General features: G+C 42.5%; 17 protein-coding genes. 10 read left to right on the top strand and 7 right to left on the bottom strand.

Translation table 11 applies throughout. From position 1 onward, the window contains the following. Nucleotides 1-18: 18 nt before the first annotated feature. The 4 genes from glgB to pnuC all read left to right on the top strand — a co-directional run bounded on the left by glgB (nucleotide 19) and on the right by pnuC (nucleotide 4,259). A complete protein-coding gene (glgB, locus tag DWW43_RS00405) occupies nucleotides 19-2,490 on the top strand; it encodes a 1,4-alpha-glucan branching protein GlgB (RefSeq protein ID WP_119962416.1) in 2,472 nt (823 codons plus the stop codon). A gap of 60 nt (nucleotides 2,491-2,550) precedes the next feature. Next, on the top strand, nucleotides 2,551-3,099 hold the full coding sequence (locus DWW43_RS00400; RefSeq protein WP_119962415.1) for a GNAT family N-acetyltransferase: 549 nt from the start codon (nucleotides 2,551-2,553) through the stop codon (nucleotides 3,097-3,099). A 135-nt stretch (nucleotides 3,100-3,234) separates the two neighbouring features. Next, nucleotides 3,235-3,435, top strand: a complete 201-nt coding sequence (locus DWW43_RS00395; RefSeq protein WP_008402657.1) for a cold-shock protein — start codon at nucleotides 3,235-3,237, stop codon at nucleotides 3,433-3,435. 143 nt (nucleotides 3,436-3,578) lie between these two features. Then, nucleotides 3,579-4,259 (top strand): nicotinamide riboside transporter PnuC, encoded by a 681-nt coding sequence (gene pnuC, locus DWW43_RS00390; RefSeq protein ID WP_119962414.1) that lies wholly within the window; start codon nucleotides 3,579-3,581, stop codon nucleotides 4,257-4,259. Nucleotides 4,260-4,785: 526 nt separating this feature from the next. Here pnuC and DWW43_RS00385 read toward each other — a convergent pair. Genes DWW43_RS00385 through DWW43_RS00370 form a run of 4 tightly spaced genes read right to left on the bottom strand, consistent with a single transcriptional unit; the run spans nucleotide 4,786 to nucleotide 7,795 of the window. Further along, nucleotides 4,786-5,721 (bottom strand): thiamine pyrophosphate-dependent enzyme, encoded by a 936-nt coding sequence (locus tag DWW43_RS00385; RefSeq protein ID WP_008402654.1) that lies wholly within the window; start codon nucleotides 5,719-5,721, stop codon nucleotides 4,786-4,788. Nucleotides 5,722-5,735: 14 nt separating this feature from the next. Continuing rightward, the gene (gene porA, locus DWW43_RS00380) at nucleotides 5,736-6,917 is read right to left on the bottom strand and encodes a pyruvate ferredoxin oxidoreductase (RefSeq protein WP_119962413.1); all 1,182 of its coding nucleotides are present in this window, start codon (nucleotides 6,915-6,917) and stop codon (nucleotides 5,736-5,738) included. Further along, the gene (locus DWW43_RS00375) at nucleotides 6,918-7,220 is read right to left on the bottom strand and encodes a 4Fe-4S binding protein (RefSeq protein ID WP_119962412.1); all 303 of its coding nucleotides are present in this window, start codon (nucleotides 7,218-7,220) and stop codon (nucleotides 6,918-6,920) included. Further along, nucleotides 7,220-7,795, bottom strand: a complete 576-nt coding sequence (locus tag DWW43_RS00370; protein ID WP_008402650.1) for a 2-oxoacid:acceptor oxidoreductase family protein — start codon at nucleotides 7,793-7,795, stop codon at nucleotides 7,220-7,222. The genes DWW43_RS00375 and DWW43_RS00370 overlap by 1 nt, the downstream gene beginning before the upstream one ends. 292 nt (nucleotides 7,796-8,087) lie before the next feature. On the opposite strand from DWW43_RS00370, the gene DWW43_RS00365 reads away from it, so the two are divergent. From DWW43_RS00365 to DWW43_RS00355, 3 genes are all read left to right on the top strand, one after another. Then, nucleotides 8,088-9,269, top strand: coding sequence for a transglutaminase domain-containing protein (locus DWW43_RS00365; RefSeq protein ID WP_165852991.1), 1,182 nt, complete (start codon nucleotides 8,088-8,090; stop codon nucleotides 9,267-9,269). 120 nt (nucleotides 9,270-9,389) lie between these two features. Beyond that, the gene (locus DWW43_RS00360; protein ID WP_119962410.1) at nucleotides 9,390-11,681 is read left to right on the top strand and encodes a hydratase; all 2,292 of its coding nucleotides are present in this window, start codon (nucleotides 9,390-9,392) and stop codon (nucleotides 11,679-11,681) included. Nucleotides 11,682-11,830: 149 nt separating this feature from the next. After that, the gene (locus tag DWW43_RS00355) at nucleotides 11,831-12,673 is read left to right on the top strand and encodes a deoxyribonuclease IV (protein ID WP_119962409.1); all 843 of its coding nucleotides are present in this window, start codon (nucleotides 11,831-11,833) and stop codon (nucleotides 12,671-12,673) included. Nucleotides 12,674-12,779: 106 nt separating this feature from the next. Here DWW43_RS00355 and DWW43_RS00350 read toward each other — a convergent pair whose 3' ends face one another. Both DWW43_RS00350 and DWW43_RS00345 read right to left on the bottom strand, forming a co-directional pair. After that, the gene (locus DWW43_RS00350; protein WP_008402646.1) at nucleotides 12,780-13,715 is read right to left on the bottom strand and encodes a stomatin-like protein; all 936 of its coding nucleotides are present in this window, start codon (nucleotides 13,713-13,715) and stop codon (nucleotides 12,780-12,782) included. 54 nt (nucleotides 13,716-13,769) lie between these two features. Next, nucleotides 13,770-14,219, bottom strand: a complete 450-nt coding sequence (locus DWW43_RS00345) for an NfeD family protein (protein ID WP_008402645.1) — start codon at nucleotides 14,217-14,219, stop codon at nucleotides 13,770-13,772. Nucleotides 14,220-14,556: 337 nt separating this feature from the next. Here DWW43_RS00345 and DWW43_RS00340 point away from each other — a divergent pair, with 337 nt between their 5' ends. Further along, a complete protein-coding gene (locus DWW43_RS00340) occupies nucleotides 14,557-16,044 on the top strand; it encodes an AI-2E family transporter (protein ID WP_119962408.1) in 1,488 nt (495 codons plus the stop codon). A gap of 162 nt (nucleotides 16,045-16,206) precedes the next feature. Here DWW43_RS00340 and DWW43_RS00335 read toward each other — a convergent pair whose 3' ends face one another. After that, a complete protein-coding gene (locus tag DWW43_RS00335) occupies nucleotides 16,207-16,392 on the bottom strand; it encodes a DUF4250 domain-containing protein (protein ID WP_119962407.1) in 186 nt (61 codons plus the stop codon). A gap of 198 nt (nucleotides 16,393-16,590) precedes the next feature. Between DWW43_RS00335 and DWW43_RS00330 the strand changes: the two genes are divergently transcribed. Beyond that, complete coding sequence (locus tag DWW43_RS00330; RefSeq protein ID WP_119962406.1) at nucleotides 16,591-18,249, top strand: polysaccharide biosynthesis protein; 1,659 nt, start codon at nucleotides 16,591-16,593, stop codon at nucleotides 18,247-18,249. A 51-nt stretch (nucleotides 18,250-18,300) separates the two neighbouring features. After that, nucleotides 18,301-20,409 (top strand): EAL domain-containing protein, encoded by a 2,109-nt coding sequence (locus DWW43_RS00325; protein WP_133302387.1) that lies wholly within the window; start codon nucleotides 18,301-18,303, stop codon nucleotides 20,407-20,409. Nucleotides 20,410-20,519: the final 110 nt, after the last annotated feature.

The raw sequence follows: 20,519 nt of genomic DNA, 5'->3' as shown, positions 1-20,519 counted from the left end.
TATATTCAGGAGGGTTATATGAACAAGAGAATCAACGATTGGATCAACTGGGTACTGTATGATGAACTGATCGCAGGTAAATTGAATGCACCAAAGCATCTGCTGGGTATTCATGAATATGGGGAAGGACAGATCATCACAGCCTATCGTCCACATGCGGTGGAAGTGAAGGTTACATCCAGAACAGGTAAAAAAGTTCATACGATGGAGAAGGTAACGGATGAGGGCTTCTATGCGATCTTTTTCCCTAAGAAGGAATTTAGCGGAACAAAATACAATCTGGTAACAACTTATGAGGATGGAACGACGGTTACGACAGCAGATCCATACGCATTTGACAGCCAGATTTCAGATTTTGATTCTTATTTATTTGCAGAGGGCAAGCACTACGAGATCTATAATAAATTTGGAGCACATCCGATGACGATCGATGGCGTAAAGGGAACTTATTTTGCGGTATGGGCTCCGGACGCGCGGAGAGTCAGCGTTGTCGGCGATTTCAATATGTGGGATGGTAATTTACATCCGATGCAGCTTCGACCAAACGGTGGAATCTATGAGCTGTTTATTCCAAATGTGCTTTCCGGCGCAGTATACAAATACCAGATTCTGACCCGTTATGATGAGATTTTATATAAGAGTGATCCATACGGAAATCAGGCACAGATGCGTCCGGACAATGGTTCGGTTGTTGCAGATCTGACGACCTACAAGTGGAAGGATACCGCATGGGTAAATAAGAGAAAAACCTATAGCAGAACAGATCGCATGAAGATGCCGATGACCATCTATGAGATGCATCTCGGTTCATGGAGAAAGAAAGTTGAAGACGATGACAGCGGCTTCTTCAGTTATAGAGAGTTAGCTCCGATGGTTGCGGATTATGTAAAGGATATGGGCTATACACATGTGGAGATCATGGGTATCGCAGAGTATCCGTTTGATGGTTCATGGGGCTATCAGGTAACGAATTATTATGCACCGACATCCAGATACGGATCGCCGGAAGATTTCATGTATTTTATTGACTATTTACATAGTAAGGGAATCGGTATCATCTTAGACTGGGTACCTGCACATTTCCCGAAGGATGCACACGGGCTTGGCAGATTTGATGGTATGCCGCTCTATGAGCATCCGGATCCAAGAAGGGGCGAGCACCCGGATTGGGGTACTTATATTTTCGATTATGGCAGAGCAGAGGTTGCAAACTTCCTGATCGCAAATGCACTTTTCTGGGTAGAGAAGTTCCATATCGATGCGTTACGGGTAGATGCTGTTGCATCCATGTTATATTTGGACTATGGTAAGCAGGATGGACAGTGGCTTCCAAATGAAAATGGCGGCAATGAGAACCTGGATGCAATTAAGCTGCTGCAGAATATTAATGCAGTTATGGAAGAAAAGAATCCGGGAGCATTCCTGATCGCAGAGGAATCAACTGCATGGGCCGGTGTGACTGCTCCGGCATCCATGAACGGACTTGGTTTCCTGTTCAAATGGAATATGGGATGGATGAATGACTTCCTCGAGTATATGAAGATGGATCCATATTTCAGAAGCTTTAACCATAACAAGCTGACCTTCAGCTTATCCTATACATATGCAGAGAATTATGTTCTTGTCATTTCACATGATGAGGTCGTACATCTGAAATGTTCAATGATCAATAAGATGCCGGGAAGCGAACCTCAGAAATTTGCAAATCTTCGTCTGGCATATGGTTATATGTATGGTCATCCGGGCAAAAAGCTGTTATTCATGGGTCAGGAATTTGCACAGCCGCGCGAGTGGAGCGAGGCAAGAAGTCTTGACTGGTTTGTCCTTGACAATCCGTTGAATCAGGGTGTACAGCGTTGGGTAAAAGCGTTAAATAATCTGTACAATGCGAATGATGCGTTATATGCAAATGACAGCGATGTGATGGGCTTTGAGTGGATCGACTGTGACCATCCGGATAAGGGTGTGGTTTCATTTATCCGCAGAGGTTCTACCCCGAATAAGCAGTTGTTATTTATCTGTAATTTTGTACCGGTTGAATATGAGAATTACGAAGTCGGAGCACCTTGCTTCACAACATATAAAGAAGTCCTGAATTCCGACGACGTACAGTTTGGCGGAGCAGGAAGATTAAACAGTGGTAAGATTAAGGCAATCGATAAGAAGACAGAACGTATGCCTTATTCGATCAGTGTAACAGTACCGCCACTTTCTACTGTTGTTCTGGAATATGATTACACCGATGTAACACCGGAGGATATTCTGAAGAAGAAAGAGGCAGAAAAGAAAGCGGCAGCAGCAAAACGCGCGGCTGAGAAGAAAACGGCTGCGAAGAAAACTGCAACGGAAAAGAAGGATGTAGAGACGACGAAAGTTGTAAAAAAGGAGCCGGAGAAGAAGACGGCTGCGACAAAGACAAAAGAAACAGTAAATAAAACGAAGCCTGCACAGACAAAAGCGGCAGTTTCAAAGAAGACTACTAAGAAATAATAAAAAATGCTGGATCGTACTTGTGCGGTTCAGCATTTTTTGTAGGCACAAGGAGAAGACATGAAGATAGAAAAAGTTAGTACAGCGGATGCGGAGGAGCTTCTCGCCATTTATGCACCCTATGTAGAAGAAACAGCAATATCATTTGAATATGAAGTACCATCTGTAGATGAATTCAGGAACAGGATCGAGCAGATCTCAGCAAAGTATCCATACATAAAGGCAGTCGTGGATGGGAAAATCGCAGGCTATGCATATGCAGTCAGCTTCAAGGACAGAAGGGCATATGACTGGTCAGTGGAAACAACGATCTATATCCGAAAAGACTGCAGGCAGATGGGGCTTGGCAAAGCCCTATATGAGAATCTGGAAAAACTACTGGAGGAAATGGGAATCCTGAACATGAATGCCTGTATCGCAAGTCCGGCAGCAGAGAGCGGACATCTGACGGATGACAGTTACAGATTTCATAAAAAAATGGGTTTTACGCTGGTTGGGCGTTTTCATAACAGCGGCTATAAGTTTGGCGAATGGTACGATATGATCTGGATGGAGAAGATGATCGGCGAGCACAAGAAGGATATGCCGGATGTAAAATTTGATCGATGAAAAAGAAATATATAAAAAACACTTGCAAAAAGATAATCCAAGCAATATAATACAGGAGAAGTGCAAAGAGGCACAGAGCGAGAAGCTCTGTGCCTCTTTAGTTTTTCAGGTATTAAGTTTTAGGAGGAAATTCAAATGAAAACAGGTACAGTAAAATGGTTTAATGCAAAAAAAGGATATGGATTTATCAGCGATGAGAATGGTGATGACATTTTTGTACATTTCTCGGCTTTAAATATGTCTGGTTTCAAAGTATTGGAGGAAGGCGACAAAGTTGAGTTCGAAGTAATTGAGGGAGAAAAAGGACCTCAGGCTGCAAATGTAACAAAGCTGTAAGCTGATACACAATGAAGATACCTCATGACGGATCATCGGTACTCGGAATTTTGAAAACCGATGATCGTCATGGGGTATTTTTTTGCGGCTTCTTGCGGAAATCATGATTATATATTAGAATAGCGGCACAGGAGAAAGAAAACATGAACAATCCAATAAAAGAATTAACAAAAAAGGAATGGATCATCTGGTTAGGATCTGTATGTATTGTATGCATATCGAATCTGCTGACAACAGATTTTGATCTGCTGACGTTTATAGCGGCCCTGATCGGGGTAACTTCATTAATCTTTGCAGCAAAGGGAAATGTATGGGCACAGATACTGATGGTGATATTCAGTATCCTTTATGGGATCATTTCCTACCGGTTCCATTACTGGGGCGAGATGATCACGTACCTTGGCATGACAATGCCTATGGCAATCTGGTCTACGATCACATGGCTCAGAAATCCGTCCGGCGGAAACGGAAATGTCGTAAAGATCCAGAAGCTGAACCGGAAGCACATCATAGGGCTTATTATATCCGGCGTGATCGTAACGGCAGTATTTTATTATATTTTAGTTGTATTCGATACCCCGAATATTATATTCAGCACCATATCGATCGTAACCAGTTTTCTGGCAGCGGCACTTACGATGCTCCGTTCCTCGTATTATGCAGTATGGTATGCGGCAAATGATATCGTGCTGATCATTTTATGGGTGCTTGCCTCGATGAAAGATCCGGTATACATACCGGTTGTAGTAAACTTCAGCATATTCTTCTTGAATGACCTCTATGGCTATGTAAGCTGGAAACGCCGGGAAAAGATCCAACTGTAAAAGAATTTTTACCGAATGAATAGCATAGGCTGTTCAGAAATTTTCACCGCGGGACCTGCAACATGCTCCTGTAATATAACTTACTGCGGTTTCTATTCGCTGCACATGCCCGATTCGTAATACTCCTGTGTCAACTCGTTCTTCGGACTCAGACAGGCACCCCGGATTACTGGCAATGTGCATCTCATAAAGAAATCCTCGTAAATGTTATATTACAGGGGCATATTGCAGGTCCCGCGGTGAAAGATTTCAGCAGTGCTATATGCTATTCATCCGCTAAATTTTATACCCTTATATGGTCTCTGATGTAATATTAGACAGATAAAAACAGAATCCCAGGTTCAGCAGTTTTACTGTTCATGAAGCAAGCCTTTCCGAATGTCGGTACTTGGCGAGCTGCCGTTAGGCAGGGAGCCTTAGTACCGCTACATGAGGAATAGAGTGCAAACGACTTGCGTAATGAATATGTAGAACTGCTGAACCTGGGATTCGTCCGTTATTCGTCCGTTATTCATCCGTTATAATATCAGTTCTTCGAACAGCGGAACAGCAGATCCTCCCAACGGCGATCCACTTCCTCCTGATACTGGACAAGCAGATGCTCATTTTCAGGCTTGAACAGATGCTTGAAACGTCCCTGTGTCCGTAAGAAGTCCTCGATCGGAAGCTTCTTCTTAGGAGAATAGCTTAAGATCCATTTGCCTTCGATGACTTCAAATAAAGGCCAGTAGCAGGTCTCAACCGCCAGCTTACAGATATCCATGATCTGTTCGGTAGGATAACGCCAGCCACGAGGACAAGGAGCCATAACATTTAAGAAAGCAGCACCCGGTGTGTAGATGGCTTTTTCGGATTTCTCATAGATATCACGCATATTACCAAGCAGAGTAGTCTGACCGACATAAGGGATATCATGAGCTGCCATAACCTGTGCCAGATCCTTACGGTTCTGCATCTTACCGTTTGACTGGGAACCGACAGGAGTGGTAGTTGTATCTGCATACATCGGAGTCGCAGAAGAACGCTGGATACCGGTATTCATGTAAGCACCATTATCGTAGCAGACATATACCATGTCATGACCACGCTCCATAGCACCGGATAAAGACTGAAGACCGATATCATAAGTACCGCCGTCACCGCCAAATGTTATGAATTTGTATGTTTCATCTAATTTACCTTTTTTCTTTAATACATGATAAGCAGTCTCTACACCGGAGAGGGTAGCACCTGCATTTTCAAATGCATTATGAATGTAACTGTCTTCATAAGCAGTATATGGATACATGAAGGTGGAAACCTCCAGACATCCGGTAGCATTACCGATAACTGCTTTGTCACCCTCATGAAGGGCACGGAGTACATTACGAACTGCGATCGTACCGCCGCAGCCTGCGCACATTCTATGACCCGGAGCAAGACGCTCAGGCTTGTTCATTACTTCTTTAAAATTATATGCCATTTTGTCTTACCTCCTTACTTTCTAAGCCCAATATACTGATACTGTGGAATGGTCTTGCCCTGCTCGATCATTTCCTCTAACTGGTTAAATACATCAGTTGCTTCCACTGTTGTATAATCTCTGCCGCCAAGACCGTAGATATAGCTGACCGCCTTTGTAGAAGCTCCGATATCATATAGGTGCTCCTTGATCTCAGCGGATAAAGGACCGCCACCTGCACGGAAGCCTTCGGAACGGTCTAAGATTGCAACTGCTTTTGTATGAGCCAGCGCTTTTGCAATCTCTTCACCGGGGAATGGGCGGAAGACACGGAGCTTTAATAAGCCGACCTTTTTGCCCTGTGCGCGCAATGCATCGATTGCTTCTTTTGTCGTTCCTGCTGCGGAACCGATCATAACGATCGCGTAATCAGCATCCTCTAATTTATATTCCTCAAAGAAGCCGTACTGTCTGCCGGAGATCTTTGCAAAATCATCCGCAACATCCAAGATCACCTGCTTGGCATTCTTCATAGCTTCGTTCTGGTTCATTTTGGATTCCATATAGAATGGAGAAGTTGCATATGGACCGACTGCCATAGGCATCTTTGGATTCAACAGGTACTGTTCCGGATTATATTCACCGACAAATGCTTTTACCTTATCATCCTCTAACAGTTCGATATTCTCAACTGCGTGGCTGGTGATGAAACCATCCTGACAGATCATGATCGGAAGACGGACATCCTTGTGCTCCGCGATCCGGTAAGCCTGTACGAAATTATCATAAGCTTCCTGATTATTCTCTGCATAGATCTGGATCCATCCGGTATCTCTTGCACCCATACTGTCTGAGTGGTCGCAGTTGATATTGATCGGGCCGGATAAAGCTCTGTTTACAAGAGCCAGTGCGATTGGCAGACGGTTGGAAGCTGCAACATAGAGCTCCTCCCACATCAGCGCCATACCGCAGGATGAGGTTGCTGTTAAGACACGGCAGCCGGCAGCGCTTGCACCGATCGCAGCACTCATAGCACTGTGCTCACTCTCGACCGGAATAAACTCTGTGTCAATCTCACCATTTGAAATATATGTAGAAACAAACTGTGGAATCTCTGTAGAAGGGGTGATCGGGAATGCCGGCATGACATCCGGGTTGATCTGCTTGATTGCATAAGACACCGCTTCATTTCCTGATAAACGTTCTCTGATACCCATTTATTTGCCCTCCTTCATCGTAATAGCACCAAACTTACACTGATAGGCGCAGATACCGCAGCCCTTGCAGTGGTTCAGATCGAAGTCAAGACGTTTGCCGCCTACGACAGGGATGCAGCTGTCCGGACAGACCGGTGCACATAACAGACAGTGTACACATTTGCTCTCATTTATGACAGGAGTAGCAGTTCTCCATTCACCTGTGTTAAATGCTTTGGAAGTACCACCGCCGTACACATGGTTACCGGGTGTGATTTCTGTATATTTACTTTTCTCATGTATTCTGCTGATATCTGTTCTCATTACTTGGTTACCTCCTTAAATGCAAGCTCAAGGGCTTTCATATTTCCATCGATAACCTCAGGCTTCTTTGCGAATTTGTGCTGATAGGAAAGTCTCATATCTGCAAGGAAATCATCCTGCTCCATGATACCGCTGACTGCAACGATAGCAGCAAGCATAGGAGAATTCGGGAAGTTCCTGCCGAGTGTCTGCATCGAGATCTCCCGGGCATCTAATGTATAAACTTTTCCTTTGTAGCCATTTAAATGAGGACGAACCTCATCCGGTGTCTTTGGGGTGTTAATGACGATTGCACCATCTTCTTTTAATCCGGCGGTTACATCCACGGATTCCAAGAGGGACTCGTCAACGACAACAACATACTGTGGGGTGTAGATATTGGAATGAACGCGGATCGGATCGCTGCTGATTCTGTTATAAGCAGTGATCGGTGCACCCATTCGCTCCGGACCATATTCCGGAAAACCCTGAACGTATTTTCCTGTTTTAAAAGCTACGTCTGCAAGCAGCAGAGCAGCAGTTTTGGCACCCTGGCCGCCCCGGCCATGCCATCTGATCTCAATCGTATCTTTCACTTTTTAATCTCTCCTTGTGACTATAAACGCATCGATATGTCAGAATGAATATAGAAATGATTTCCCTTATGATTTCAGACAAATAGAAGGTTTATTGAAAAAATTTCTTAATAAAACGTAGACTTTTTTATTATATCATGTATAAATAAGAAGTAAATAAAAATTTTTTTGTAAATAAGAGAAGAAATTTGAACGAATAAAAGACGGAAAAGTGCAGGTGATAGGATTTTGTAATAGTGAAAAATGAGGTATAATGAATCGTATCAAGAATGTAAAAAAAGAGGAGAGAAAAATGTCAAAAGGGAAAAAAGTAAAGATCGTAATTGAGGGAATCATTCTGTTGTTTATTGTTTACTGTGTCGTTTTAAAGATGCTGCCGGTATCGACAGGAAGACTGTCAACATACGAAGAGATCAATGATGCAGTAGCAACAGCCGCTTCAAGGTATAAGAATACGGTTACGCTAAAGACAACAGGGGAACCGTATATGGATTATCAGTCGGTCCTTGACAAGTTGATGGAAAAGAATATGTATGCAGGTGGAGAATTCTATGCATTTTCTTATGTATATACGCCGGATTCAGGTGGAGAAAAAGTAGCGGTAAAGATCAATCATATGAGCCGGTTAAAAAGCTTTCTTGTATTTATCCGTTCCGGACAGATTTCGGGGAAGATAAAGGGGCTGTCAGATTACGAGAAGGTGAAAGCGGTACATGATTATATTATCTTACATAATGAATATAACCGCTCATCCGGTGGCGCATGTAATACTCTGTACAGAGGCGATTCGGCATGTAACGGATATGCGCTGGCATTTTATATCATTATGAAAAAAGCCGGAGTCCCGGTCACCTGTGAATATGGTTTTGGACTGGAATCCGAGCATCTGTGGAATCGGGTTCAGGTGGATGGACACTGGTATAATATCGATCTGACATGGGATGATCTTGGTGGACAGAATGTCGGATATGATTATTTCCTTAAATCTGATGCGGACTGGCAGGGACATGATCATGGCGGTTCCGATGCAGAAACCTCTATGGATGTGACAGGAAAGACGGCAGCGGAATATTATAGAATGTTCCCGAATTATAATGCGATCATGATCTGGTCGATCATCGGAGTGATCGCGGCAGGATTTGCATTATATATCTGGCTGCTTGACCGGAAGATGAAACGGAAGAAGTTAGAGAAAGCCCGTCTGGAAGCGCAGGAGGAAGCGCAGAGAATGGAAGAACTCCATAAGAGAATGCAGGTGGTTACAAGTGCATTTACAGATGAAGCGACCGTTCCGGCGAATGAAAATGCGGTCACGGACTATCAGACAGCACCATATACAACACAGATGGCAGAGAATGTAGATGAGACTACCATGAATCATGAACAACCTCAGACTGCGGGTTCTGCTGAAAGTGCTTCACAGAATAAAGGCAGTGGTGCTCATTCAGGGTTCCGGTTGAAGCAGGATGATTAAAAATATTATAATGAAAACTTTCGTCGGCATAGTTGTTCACAACTATGCCGATTTGTGTTAAAATAAACAGCGATTGACAAAATGAGAAAAAGAATCACCAACAAATTAGGAGGAAATAGAATGATTAAATTATTTGACAATGGTGCTTATCTTTTAAATGGCACAGAGCTTGTAGAAGACAATGTCGATGCAAATGCGATCCTTACACAGAAGTTAGGTACAGCTCCATCCAAGGAAGAAGCTGCAAAGAATACTATGGCATATGGTATCCTGGAGAAGCACAACACATCTGACAATATGGACAATCTTAAGATCAAATTCGATAAGATGACCTCTCATGATATAACATTTGTAGGTATTATCCAGACAGCAAGAGCTTCAGGATTGAAAGAATTCCCAATCCCTTATGTCCTTACAAACTGTCACAACTCCTTATGTGCAGTTGGTGGTACGATCAATGAGGATGACCACATGTTTGGTCTTTCCTGCGCAAAGAAATTCGGTGGTGTCTATGTTCCGCCTCATCAGGCTGTTATCCATCAGTTCGCAAGAGAAATGCTTGCAGAATGTGGCGCAATGATCCTTGGTTCCGACAGTCATACCCGTTATGGTGCGCTCGGTACAATGGCGATCGGCGAAGGCGGCGGAGAGCTTGCAAAGCAGCTCTTATGTAGAACTTATGATGTAGCTAAGCCCGGTGTAGTAGCAATCTATCTGGACGGAGAAGTTGCAAAGGGAGTAGGTCCTCAGGACGTTGCTCTTGCGATTATCGGTGCAACCTTCCAGTGCGGTTATGTTAAGAATAAGGTAATGGAATTTGTAGGACCTGGTGTTGATAAATTATCTGCTGATTTCCGTATCGGTATTGATGTAATGACAACCGAGACAACCTGCCTGTCCTCTATCTGGAAGACAGATGAGAAGATCAAGGAGTGGTATGATACACACTACAGACCGGAAGCATATAAGGAAATGAATCCGGGTTCTGTTGCTTACTATGATGGTGTTGTATATGTGGATCTGTCAAAGGTAAAACCAATGATCGCTATGCCATTCCATCCAAGCAATACATATACAATTGAAGAATTAAATGCAAACCTGATGGATATCTTAGACGACTGCGAGAAGCGCGCATTGGTTAGTCTGGACGGTAAGGTTGACTTCACATTAAAGGATAAAGTCCGTGATGGCAAGTTATATGTAGAACAGGGAATCATTGCCGGATGTGCCGGTGGTGGATTCGAGAACATCTGTCAGGCAGCAGATATCATCCGTGGAAGAAGCATCGGTGCAGATGAATTTACATTATCTGTATACCCTGCGTCAACTCCTATTTATATGGAACTTGCAAAGAACGGTGTACTGGCTGACCTGATCGAGACAGGTACGATTGTTAAGACAGCATTCTGCGGCCCTTGCTTTGGTGCCGGAGATACACCTGCAAATAATGCATTATCAATCCGTCATTCAACCAGAAACTTCCCGAACCGTGAAGGCTCCAAGATCCAGAATGGTCAGATCTCATCCGTTGCACTTATGGATGCACGTTCGATCGCAGCTACAGCAGCAAATAAGGGATACCTTACAGCAGCTACAGATCTGGATGTTGAATACAAGGGACAGAAATATTTCTTCGATAAGAGCATTTATGACAGACGAGTTTACAATGGTGTCGGCAAGGCTGATCCATCTGTTGAGATCAAGTTTGGCCCGAATATCAAGGACTGGCCTGAGATGATCGCACTGACAGACAACCTGTTATTAAAGGTTGCATCTGTTATTAACGATCCTGTAACAACTACAGATGAACTTATTCCATCCGGTGAGACATCTTCCTACCGTTCAAATCCACTTGGACTTGCTGAGTTCACTTTATCCAGAAAGGATCCTGAATATGTAGGCCGTGCAAAGGCAATTCAGGCAGTTGAGAAGAAGAGAGAAGAACTTGGATGCTTCTGCAAGGCAGATGAATCTATGAAGCCTATGATGAAAGAGATCAAAGCAAAATTTGCAGATCGTGAGATCACAGGTTCCAATACCGGTTACGGTAGTACGATCTTTGCAGTAAAGCCGGGTGACGGTTCTGCCAGAGAGCAGGCTGCTTCCTGCCAGAAGGTACTTGGCGGCTGGGCAAACATTGCCAAGGAATATGCAACAAAGCGTTACAGATCCAACCTGATCAACTGGGGTATGCTTCCATTCATCATGGAGGAAGATTTCGCATTTGATAATGATGATTATGTATTTATTCCGGGTATCCGTGAGGCTGTTCAGAATAAGGACGAGATCATCAAGGCATATGTGGTAAATAAAGACTTCAAGGAATTAGACCTGAAGCTTGGAAGCCTGACCGATGATGAGAGACAGATCATCATGGATGGCTGCCTGATCAACTACTATAAGAACAACTAAGGTATTCTAATATAATAATTTCCTTACAAGGTGAGTCCTACCTATAAGTGGAAGTTGTAAAAACGTTGAAACCGCTGCTGGTGGTTTCACAAATATGGCTATGTCTTATGACATAGCCATATTTATATTATAAGAAGGAGAGAAACAACATGATATATATAGGAAATCATCTGTCGTCCTCCAAAGGCTTTGAGGCGATGGGAAAGGCGGCATTAAAACTTGGTGCAAATACATTTGCATTTTTTACAAGAAATCCAAGGGGCGGAAAGGCGAAAGAGATCGATCCGGCAGATGCGAAACGGTTACGTTCCCTGATGGAGGAACATCATTTTGGAAAACTGGTCGCACATGCACCATATACGATGAATGTCTGTGCAGCAAAACCGGATATTCGGGAGTTCTCATGTAATATCTTAAAGGATGATATGGAGCGGATGGAGTATCTTCCGGGAAATTATTATAATTTCCATCCGGGCGCACATGTTGGTCAGGGAGCAGAAGAAGCCATACCGGTAATTGCCGATGCATTAAATCATGCGATCAAACCGGATCAGAGTACAGTCGTATTACTTGAAACAATGGCAGGCAAAGGCTCGGAAGTCGGAAGAAATTTTGAAGAACTGGAACGTATCATAGAGCTGGTTGACTGCGAGGATAAGATCGGGGTATGCTTTGATACCTGTCATACATGGGATGGTGGCTATGATCTTGTGGAAGATCTGGATGGTGTACTTCACACGTTTGATCAGATCATCGGACTTGACCGCTTAAAGGCTGTTCATCTAAATGACAGCATGAATGTGAGAGATTCACACAAAGACCGACATCAGAAGATCGGAGAGGGAGAGATCGGAGCAGAAGCATTAAAACGGATCGTAACGCATCCATTGCTTGAAGGCAGGCCATTTATCTTAGAGACACCAAATGATGATGCAGGATATGCAAGAGAGATAGCAATGATAAAGAGCTGGGCGGATGAAAGCATGGAGTAATTGTAGGATAACAGATAAAATAAAAACTGCCACTATCAGAATGGTTACCCAATAACGGCTTCATTCTGACAGTGGCAGTTAATATTACCAATGAATCAGTTCAATCTTATTTCTCTGTTTTCACTAATTCCGATAATGAAGTTGCAAGTCCTGCAACACCCTGAATATCAGATGGAATAATGATCTTGGTTGACTTGCCGTCGGCAGCCTTTGCGAAAGCTTCCAGACTCTTGATCGTAAGAACCTGATTAGATGGAGCAGATTCATTTAAGAGACGGATACTGTCTGCATTTGCCTGCTGTACAGCGAGGATAGCCTGTGCCTGACCTTCAGCTTCACGGATCGTTGCTTCCTTCTTAGCTTCTGCGCGAAGAATCTGTGACTGCTTCTCAGCTTCTGCTTCCAGGATAACGGACTGTTTGTTACCTTCTGCAATAAGGATTGCGGATTTCTTTTCACCTTCTGCTTTCAGGATCTGTTCACGTCTTTCACGTTCTGCCTTCATCTGTTTTTCCATGGCATCCTGAATCGCTGCAGGTGGGATAATATTCTTTAGCTCAACACGGTTTACCTTGATGCCCCAAGGATCCGTTGCTTCGTCTAGGGTAGCACGCATCTTTGTGTTGATCGTCTCTCTGGATGTCAGTGTCTGGTCAAGTTCGAGATCACCGATGATGTTACGGAGAGTAGTGGCTGTCAGGTTTTCGATTGCCATGATCGGATTTTCAACACCATAGCAGAAAAGCTTTGGATCTGTGATCTGGAAGAAAACGACAGTATCGATTCTCATTGTAACGTTATCTTTCGTGATAACCGGCTGTGGAGCGAAGTCTACAACCTGCTCCTTTAAGGTAACACGACGTGCGATCTTATCGATAATAGGCATCTTCATATGAAGACCTACGGACCATGTACCGCAGTAGGTTCCCAGACGTTCGATAACGTAAGCATGTGCCTGTGGGACGATCTTGATTGTGCTGCAGATAATAATGATAGCAATGAATACTAAGATAATTACCAGCCATGTGAGTGGTGAATCCATAATAAGTACCTCCTTTAAGTGGCGACAGATATAGTATCTGTCAAATTAAATAAATTATATTCTGCTGACAATAAGTTTTACGCCGGAAACCTCATTGATCGTGACTTCGGTTCCCTGGGGAATAATATCAGTTTCATCAGCAGCACGTGCGGTCCATTCAAGACCATTTACTTTTACCTGCCCGGTAGCCTTTAGATTATCAATGGTTTCAGATACGATCACCTGTTTGCCGACCAGACTTTCAACATTTGTTTTTTCCATATCGGATAATTTGAAATGTTTTAAAGCCACAGGCCTTGTAGTAAACAGAAGAACTAATGAAATAACTGCAAAGATCAATATCTGGATGATCAGTGATGTACCAAAGAATACAGAGATCGCAGATACCAAAGCTCCTCCCGCGAACCAGATGGTTGTAAGTCCGAGAGTAATGATTTCGATAATTATACAGACCATAAAGATAACGGACCAGATAATTAATTGACAGATTAATTCATTTTCCATAAGAACACCTCCTTTATGCCTCCCCGGTCTTAGGTAAAATATGTTTTGTGGTTTGTTAAGAACCCTTAAACATGTCACTATTTTACTATGTAACTAAAATATCGACAATGCTTTTTTCAAAAATATAGGGTCATTTAAGGTTCATTTTTTGAACGATTTCGGATTTGGTAAAGTCATGGTTAAATCTATTTAAAATCTATTAAAAATAGGAAATTCTATTGCCTGACTTTTTGAAACAGTATATAATTTTTTCAGGTTGTTTATAATTATATGTAAGAATAAATCCATTGATGTGTTGTTATAGGAATGGAACGACATATCTGATATTGGGTTTTGAATGTGGAAAGGGAAAGGTTATCAGACAAAATTGGGAAATGAAAGAAAAAGACGGCTGTTTAAGGCGGGAACGATCATATTTCTGGTAATTGCAGCAGCGCTTGTATTTAATAAGATATTGGAGGAGTGGACAGGCTTTCGGAAGGTACTGGATACGATAACCGGGGCGGCAGCACCGATTATAATTGGTTTTGTGATCGCTTTTTTGTTGAATCCGGTGCTTATCTTTTTTGATCGTCTGTGTCATACGATCCTGCAGGATCGGGTGATCAAAGACAAGAAAAAACTGTTTCATGTATCAAGAGCCATATCGATCATTATAACGATCATTTTGTTCCTTGGTCTGCTCACGGGTTTGATCTGGATGGTAGTGCCACAGGTCATCGACAGTATCAATCTTCTTATATCCAATATGGATAATTACTATAATAATATCATGAAGGCGATCAATACCATTTATGATAAATTCAAGAACCTTGGCGAATCCGAAGAAATGGTAATGAATGTCGTAAACACTGTATATGACCGCTTGCAGAAATGGGTAAATACAGATGTTGTTCCGAATCTGGATAAGATTGTATTGAATATCAGCTCCGGTGTTGTGGGCGGATTGAAGTTCATTTATAATTTCCTGATCGGTATTGTAGCATCTATCTATGTGATGGCGAATAAGGAATATTTGGCTTCCAGAGGCAAGAAAATTGTCTATGCACTGTTTAAACTGAAAAACGCGAATATCATTCTGGATGGACTTGCAAGTGTAAATAAGATATTCAGTCAGTTTATCAATGGTAAGATCGTGGATTCAATCATAATCGGGATTATAACATTTATTTTGACAACGATCGTAGATATGCCATATGCATTGCTGATCAGTGTTATCATTGGTGTGACAAATGTAATTCCGTTTTTTGGTCCGATCATCGGTGCGATACCATGTGTGTTTATTGTTCTGATCGCAGATCCTATCAAGAGTATCATATTGCTTATCATGATCCTGTGTATTCAGCAGTTTGATGGAAATATTTTAGGACCAAAGATCCTTGGTGATGTAACGGGACTTTCCAGCTTCTGGGTTCTGACCGCGGTTATCGTAGGTGGTGGTATCTTCGGATTCTACGGAATGCTGCTGGGTGTTCCGGTATTTGCATGTATCTACATGTATATCAATAAGACATGTACCGACAAGCTGGAAAAGAAGCATATGGTATCGGTGTCCTCGGAATTTGAGCGGATCAAACGGATCGATGAAGAAACCGGAAAGCCAATCTATCTGACAGAGGAAGAGGAGGATATCCGTTTTCATAAAAAAACTCCGGAGGAAAAAGCAGCCGCAAAGGCAGAACATGAAGCGAAGCGACATGCGAAGAGGTTATATCAGCAGATTGAGAAAGTGATGCATGCGGAGAAAGCAGATGATCAGTTGGCAGCAACGGAGCATGGAGCTGAAAAGAAGAGTAGTAATGACGACAAAGATGATCAGATGTAGGAAACGTAGCATATTCAGAAATGACAGGGCACATATAGTGTAGCTTTATGTGATAGAATAAGCCGGCAGATTTCTGTGGGGTAAATACCCGGTTAGAGATTTGCCGGCGTTCCTTTTGCCATAGGATAAAATAGTTGTTTTCTCTGAATTAGAAGCATTTTATCAGATAAATCGATTTAATTTTCCATCGTAGTTAAAACCGGCAGATGCCAGTTTTTCGGAAACATCATTTACATTCAGATCCAGATCTGCACATAATTCATCCAGACTCGGATAAAAATCGCGAAGCTTCATATTAATAAAACTAAGGAGCATAACAGGATCTTTTGGAATATTTGGATTAGCCATAGGTTGGAAACCTCCTTTTATAAAAATCTTTTACATATTTTATTTGTAATAAGTAAAAAAAACTGGTATATATATAGGGTATTGGAAACGTGTGTTATTTCCGATGTCAGTATAGCAGACGCTGGAAATATGTGCAACCGGATAGAATGGTAGCTGATCGCTTGGTAGTCGGTTACAAAATAATCAGGAGAAACAATCATGCAGAATGATAATGAAAAGAAGAAAATAAAGAAGCCGTCCGGTATGAGGACAAATTTTGCTTTTCAGGCAGCAGTACTTGCAGGTGCAGGTATATTGTCCCGAGTAATCGGTCTCTTATACCGGTCACCGTTATTTCAGATTATCGGAGATGAGGGAAACGGATATTATGGTACAGCGTATGCAATCTATTCCATGATATTGATGATCGCAACTTACAGTATTCCGACAGCTGTTTCTAAGATCATTTCAGGAAAATTGGCCTTGGGAGAATACAGAAATGCGAGACGGGTATTTAAATGCGCTTTTATCTATGTAGTATCTGCCGGATTGGTGGCAGGTATTCTGACATTTGCATTTGCACCGGTTCTGGTAAAGGAACAGCCCAATGCGATTTTAAGCCTACAGATCCTCGCACCGACAATATTTCTGTCAGGCTTTCTTGCTATTTACAGAGGCTATCTTCAGGCATATAAAACGATGATTCCGACCTCTATATCACAGATTATAGAGCAGATTGCAAATGCAGTTGTCAGCGTTCTGGCTGCCTATCTGATGTCCAGACCATTTGCACCGGGAACCTCTGAACATGCAAAATATGGTGCAGCGGGCAGTGCAATGGGAACAGGGGCAGGTGTTCTCTGTGGAATTATTTATATTCTGATCGCATATGCAGGAAGAAGAAGAGAAATCATGGAGACAGTAGAGACTGATGTTTCGTCGAATGTAGAATCATATGGAAAGTTATTCCGGCAGATCGTAATGATCGTAACACCAATCATTATTGCTGCATTTGTGTATAATATTACGACCACCGTAGATATGAAGATTTTCTACAATGTCTTAAACAGTAAAAATGTAGATCGTGTTGAATCTGCAAATTTGTACGGTATTTTTTCTGGTCAGTATATGGTGCTGATCAATCTTCCGGTATCGATCGCATCTGCGGTTGGAACAACCCTGATACCAAATATTTCGGGAGCATTTACCAAGGGTGATAAAGCGGAAACGAATCATGTATACAATCAGTCCATGAGTATCACGATGATGGTGACGATACCATGTGCTGTCGGAATCGGTGTGTTATCAGAACCAATCATCACGCTGTTGTTCCGTGGCGCGGATCCGCTGGTATTTAAGGCATTGACTGCAGGCTGCATATCTGTGGTATTTTATTCATTATCAACACTTACAAACAGTATCTTGCAGGGAATCGGAAAGGTTATGGAGCCGGTGAAGAATGCGACACTTGCATTGTTGATCCATTTAGTATTCCTTGCTGCTATTTTGAAATTTACAGATGCGAAGCTGTTCGGTCTGGTAGCGGCTACGATCCTGTATTCATTACTGGCATGTATCTTTAACCATATATCTGTATCCAAATATATGTCTACAAAGCTTGATGTGAAGAAGATCTATCTTGCTCCTGCTGTTGCATCGATATTTATGGGAATCGTTGCATGGGGTAGTTATCAGATCTTCTACCACCTGATCCATATGAATTTAGTCAGTGTTGTTCTGGCAATCCTGCTTGCAGTTATTTTCTATGCAGCAGCTATTCTGGCAGTCGGTGGATATACGAAGGAAGAAATCCTTGCTATGCCAAAGGGAACCCTGATCCTGAAGCTTGCAGAAAAACTACATCTGGTGAGAGAGTAGAGAAAGGAACGTGTGATAATTAACTCCCAGATTATTGCACTAAAACAAAAGATGAGCAAATTTAAAAAAATGATCATGCGTATGGCAGACCGGCTTGACAGCAGCTGCGCGCTGGGTGCGATCCGACAGGGTATGATCATGATGATCCCGCTTCTTGTAGTCGGGTACCTGGCGGCGATGTTGATCAATCTACCGATTCCTGCATATCAGACGTTTATAGCGAAATTGTGTGGTGGACATGTACTGGAAATTCTGAATTTCGTATATGCCAGTGTTAATGAGTTCTTTGCTGTTTTTCTGGCAGTAACAACAACGGTCAGTTATGCCATTATGAAACGGAGAAAGCAGGAAATCTATGAAGGTACAGGAAATATTATCATTTTAGTAATTATCACACTGGCTGCTCTGGTAGGGTATTTCGGAATCCAGTACGATGATTTTTCCATTCATTCGTTAAGCAATATGCATGCATTTACGGCACTGTTTGTTGCGCTTATTTCGGGTAAGATCTATTACACAATGAAGAGCAGTCGTTTCTTCAAGGTGAAAAATCAGCGTACGAATACGGACGGTATCTATATTGAAGCAATCGAGGGAATTGCTCCGGCGGTTGTCATTATTGGATTTTTTGCGTTTTTTCGAATTTTGTTACAGGTATTATTTGGAGTAAGCGGTTTTCAGGAATTGGTTGAACGCTTTTTTGATTACCTGTTAAAGCCATTACAGAATGGACTGGGAGCAGGAGTGGTCATTATTTTTCTGACACATGCATTATGGTTCTTTGGAATTCATGGACACAATATGTTAGACACAGTGATCAAGCAGAATTTTTCTGATATAACAGCCGGAATTTTCAGCAAGACAATGCAGGATGTATTTGTACTTCTGGGAGGAGTGGGAGCCGTTTTGTGTCTGGTGATTGCGATCCTGTTGTTTGCGAAAAAGAAGGGTGTTCGGAATCTTGCATATATGGCAGCACCGAGTTTGGTCTTCAATATCAGTGAAATTGTCTTATTTGGAGTTCCTGTGATTTTGAATCCTATTCTACTGATCCCATTTATGCTTGTACCGATGGTGAATTATCTGGTCACTTATGCGGCAATGTTCTTTGGACTTGTTCCGCACGTGATACGTGAAGTTGATTGGACGACGCCTGTTATTCTGAGTGGGTATCAGGCTACCGGTTCCTGGGCAGGAGCAGTTTTGCAGATCCTGTGTCTGGCAATTGGTGTGTGTATTTATAAACCATTTATTCGTATGTATGAAGAACAGCGGGAACTGCGTCTGAAACGTGATGTCAAAAGACTGGTGGAGGAGATGCAGCGCGAGGAGCAGAACAATTCCATCTCACCATATACAAAGCGTGAAGATGAGATCGGACATATGGCCCGTATCCTGGCAGATGAACTTGTTGAAGCAATCAGACGGAAAGAATTGTTCTTAGTGTATCAGCCACAGGTGAACCGTGATGGCAGGTGCATTGGTGCAGAAGCGTTGATCCGTTGGGAGCATCCGGAATTTGGATTTATCTATCCTCCGTTGATCATACAGCTTGCCAAGGAAAAGAAGGTACTTAGTACGTTAGAGAAATTTATCTTTGATACGGCAGGTGCGGCACTGGCACAGGTAAGGGATATCGTACCGGATGATTTCAAGATGTCGGTCAATCTTACAAATGAATCTCTGGAATGGGATGGCATTGAAGCATGTATCGAAAATGTTGTACAGAAATACCAGTTTCCAAATGTACAGCTCGGACTTGAGATCACGGAGCAGGATGCACTTTCTTCGTCCATTGATATAACGAAAAAGATTGAAGCATTGAAGGCGAAAGGTCACAGATTCCTGATCGATGATTTTGGTATGGGACATACGTCGCTGGTTTATTTGCAGACGAAGTATTTTAACATTGTAAAGCTGGATGGATCTCTGACGAGAGACGTTATTCATAATGAAACGAATCGTGATATCATTGCATCAATCGTCTATCTGGGCAGATCTTTGAAATTTAAGATTATTGCTGAATATGTAGAGAATGAAGCTCAGAGAGATGAACTGAAAAAACTTGGCTGTGATGCATTCCAGGGCTATCTCTACAGCAAGCCGATTAAACTTGATGAACTTATGTCGTGGATCAAAGGGTCAGGACATGAAAGCTGAGACATAAACTAAAAAACTCCATGTCCGGTGTCTATATATCTTTATTTCGCAGAACACTTTCGTTCGATCCGGAACGTATCGGTACTAAACTCATCACCTGTTGGTGATTC

The organism is Clostridium sp. AF15-41 (genome assembly GCF_003604095.1).
Lineage (GTDB): Bacteria > Bacillota > Clostridia > Lachnospirales > Lachnospiraceae > Coprococcus.
The sequence above is the reverse complement of the archived record's forward strand: the minus strand, read 5'-3'. Positions and strand labels throughout refer to the sequence as shown.

Bases quoted from the DNA above. Each gene is read 5' to 3' on its own strand.
- glgB (WP_119962416.1), top strand. From the start codon at position 19: ATGAACAAGAGAATCAACGATTGGATCAACTGGGTACTGTATGATGAA.
- DWW43_RS00400 (WP_119962415.1), top strand. From the start codon at position 2,551: ATGAAGATAGAAAAAGTTAGTACAGCGGATGCGGAGGAGCTTCTCGCC.
- DWW43_RS00395 (WP_008402657.1), top strand. From the start codon at position 3,235: ATGAAAACAGGTACAGTAAAATGGTTTAATGCAAAAAAAGGATATGGA.
- pnuC (WP_119962414.1), top strand. From the start codon at position 3,579: ATGAACAATCCAATAAAAGAATTAACAAAAAAGGAATGGATCATCTGG.
- DWW43_RS00385 (WP_008402654.1), bottom strand. From the start codon at position 5,721: ATGGCATATAATTTTAAAGAAGTAATGAACAAGCCTGAGCGTCTTGCT.
- porA (WP_119962413.1), bottom strand. From the start codon at position 6,917: ATGGGTATCAGAGAACGTTTATCAGGAAATGAAGCGGTGTCTTATGCA.
- DWW43_RS00375 (WP_119962412.1), bottom strand. From the start codon at position 7,220: ATGAGAACAGATATCAGCAGAATACATGAGAAAAGTAAATATACAGAA.
- DWW43_RS00365 (WP_165852991.1), top strand. From the start codon at position 8,088: ATGTCAAAAGGGAAAAAAGTAAAGATCGTAATTGAGGGAATCATTCTG.
- DWW43_RS00360 (WP_119962410.1), top strand. From the start codon at position 9,390: ATGATTAAATTATTTGACAATGGTGCTTATCTTTTAAATGGCACAGAG.
- DWW43_RS00355 (WP_119962409.1), top strand. From the start codon at position 11,831: ATGATATATATAGGAAATCATCTGTCGTCCTCCAAAGGCTTTGAGGCG.
- DWW43_RS00350 (WP_008402646.1), bottom strand. From the start codon at position 13,715: ATGGATTCACCACTCACATGGCTGGTAATTATCTTAGTATTCATTGCT.
- DWW43_RS00345 (WP_008402645.1), bottom strand. From the start codon at position 14,219: ATGGAAAATGAATTAATCTGTCAATTAATTATCTGGTCCGTTATCTTT.
- DWW43_RS00340 (WP_119962408.1), top strand. From the start codon at position 14,557: ATGTGGAAAGGGAAAGGTTATCAGACAAAATTGGGAAATGAAAGAAAA.
- DWW43_RS00335 (WP_119962407.1), bottom strand. From the start codon at position 16,392: ATGGCTAATCCAAATATTCCAAAAGATCCTGTTATGCTCCTTAGTTTT.
- DWW43_RS00330 (WP_119962406.1), top strand. From the start codon at position 16,591: ATGCAGAATGATAATGAAAAGAAGAAAATAAAGAAGCCGTCCGGTATG.
- DWW43_RS00325 (WP_133302387.1), top strand. From the start codon at position 18,301: ATGAGCAAATTTAAAAAAATGATCATGCGTATGGCAGACCGGCTTGAC.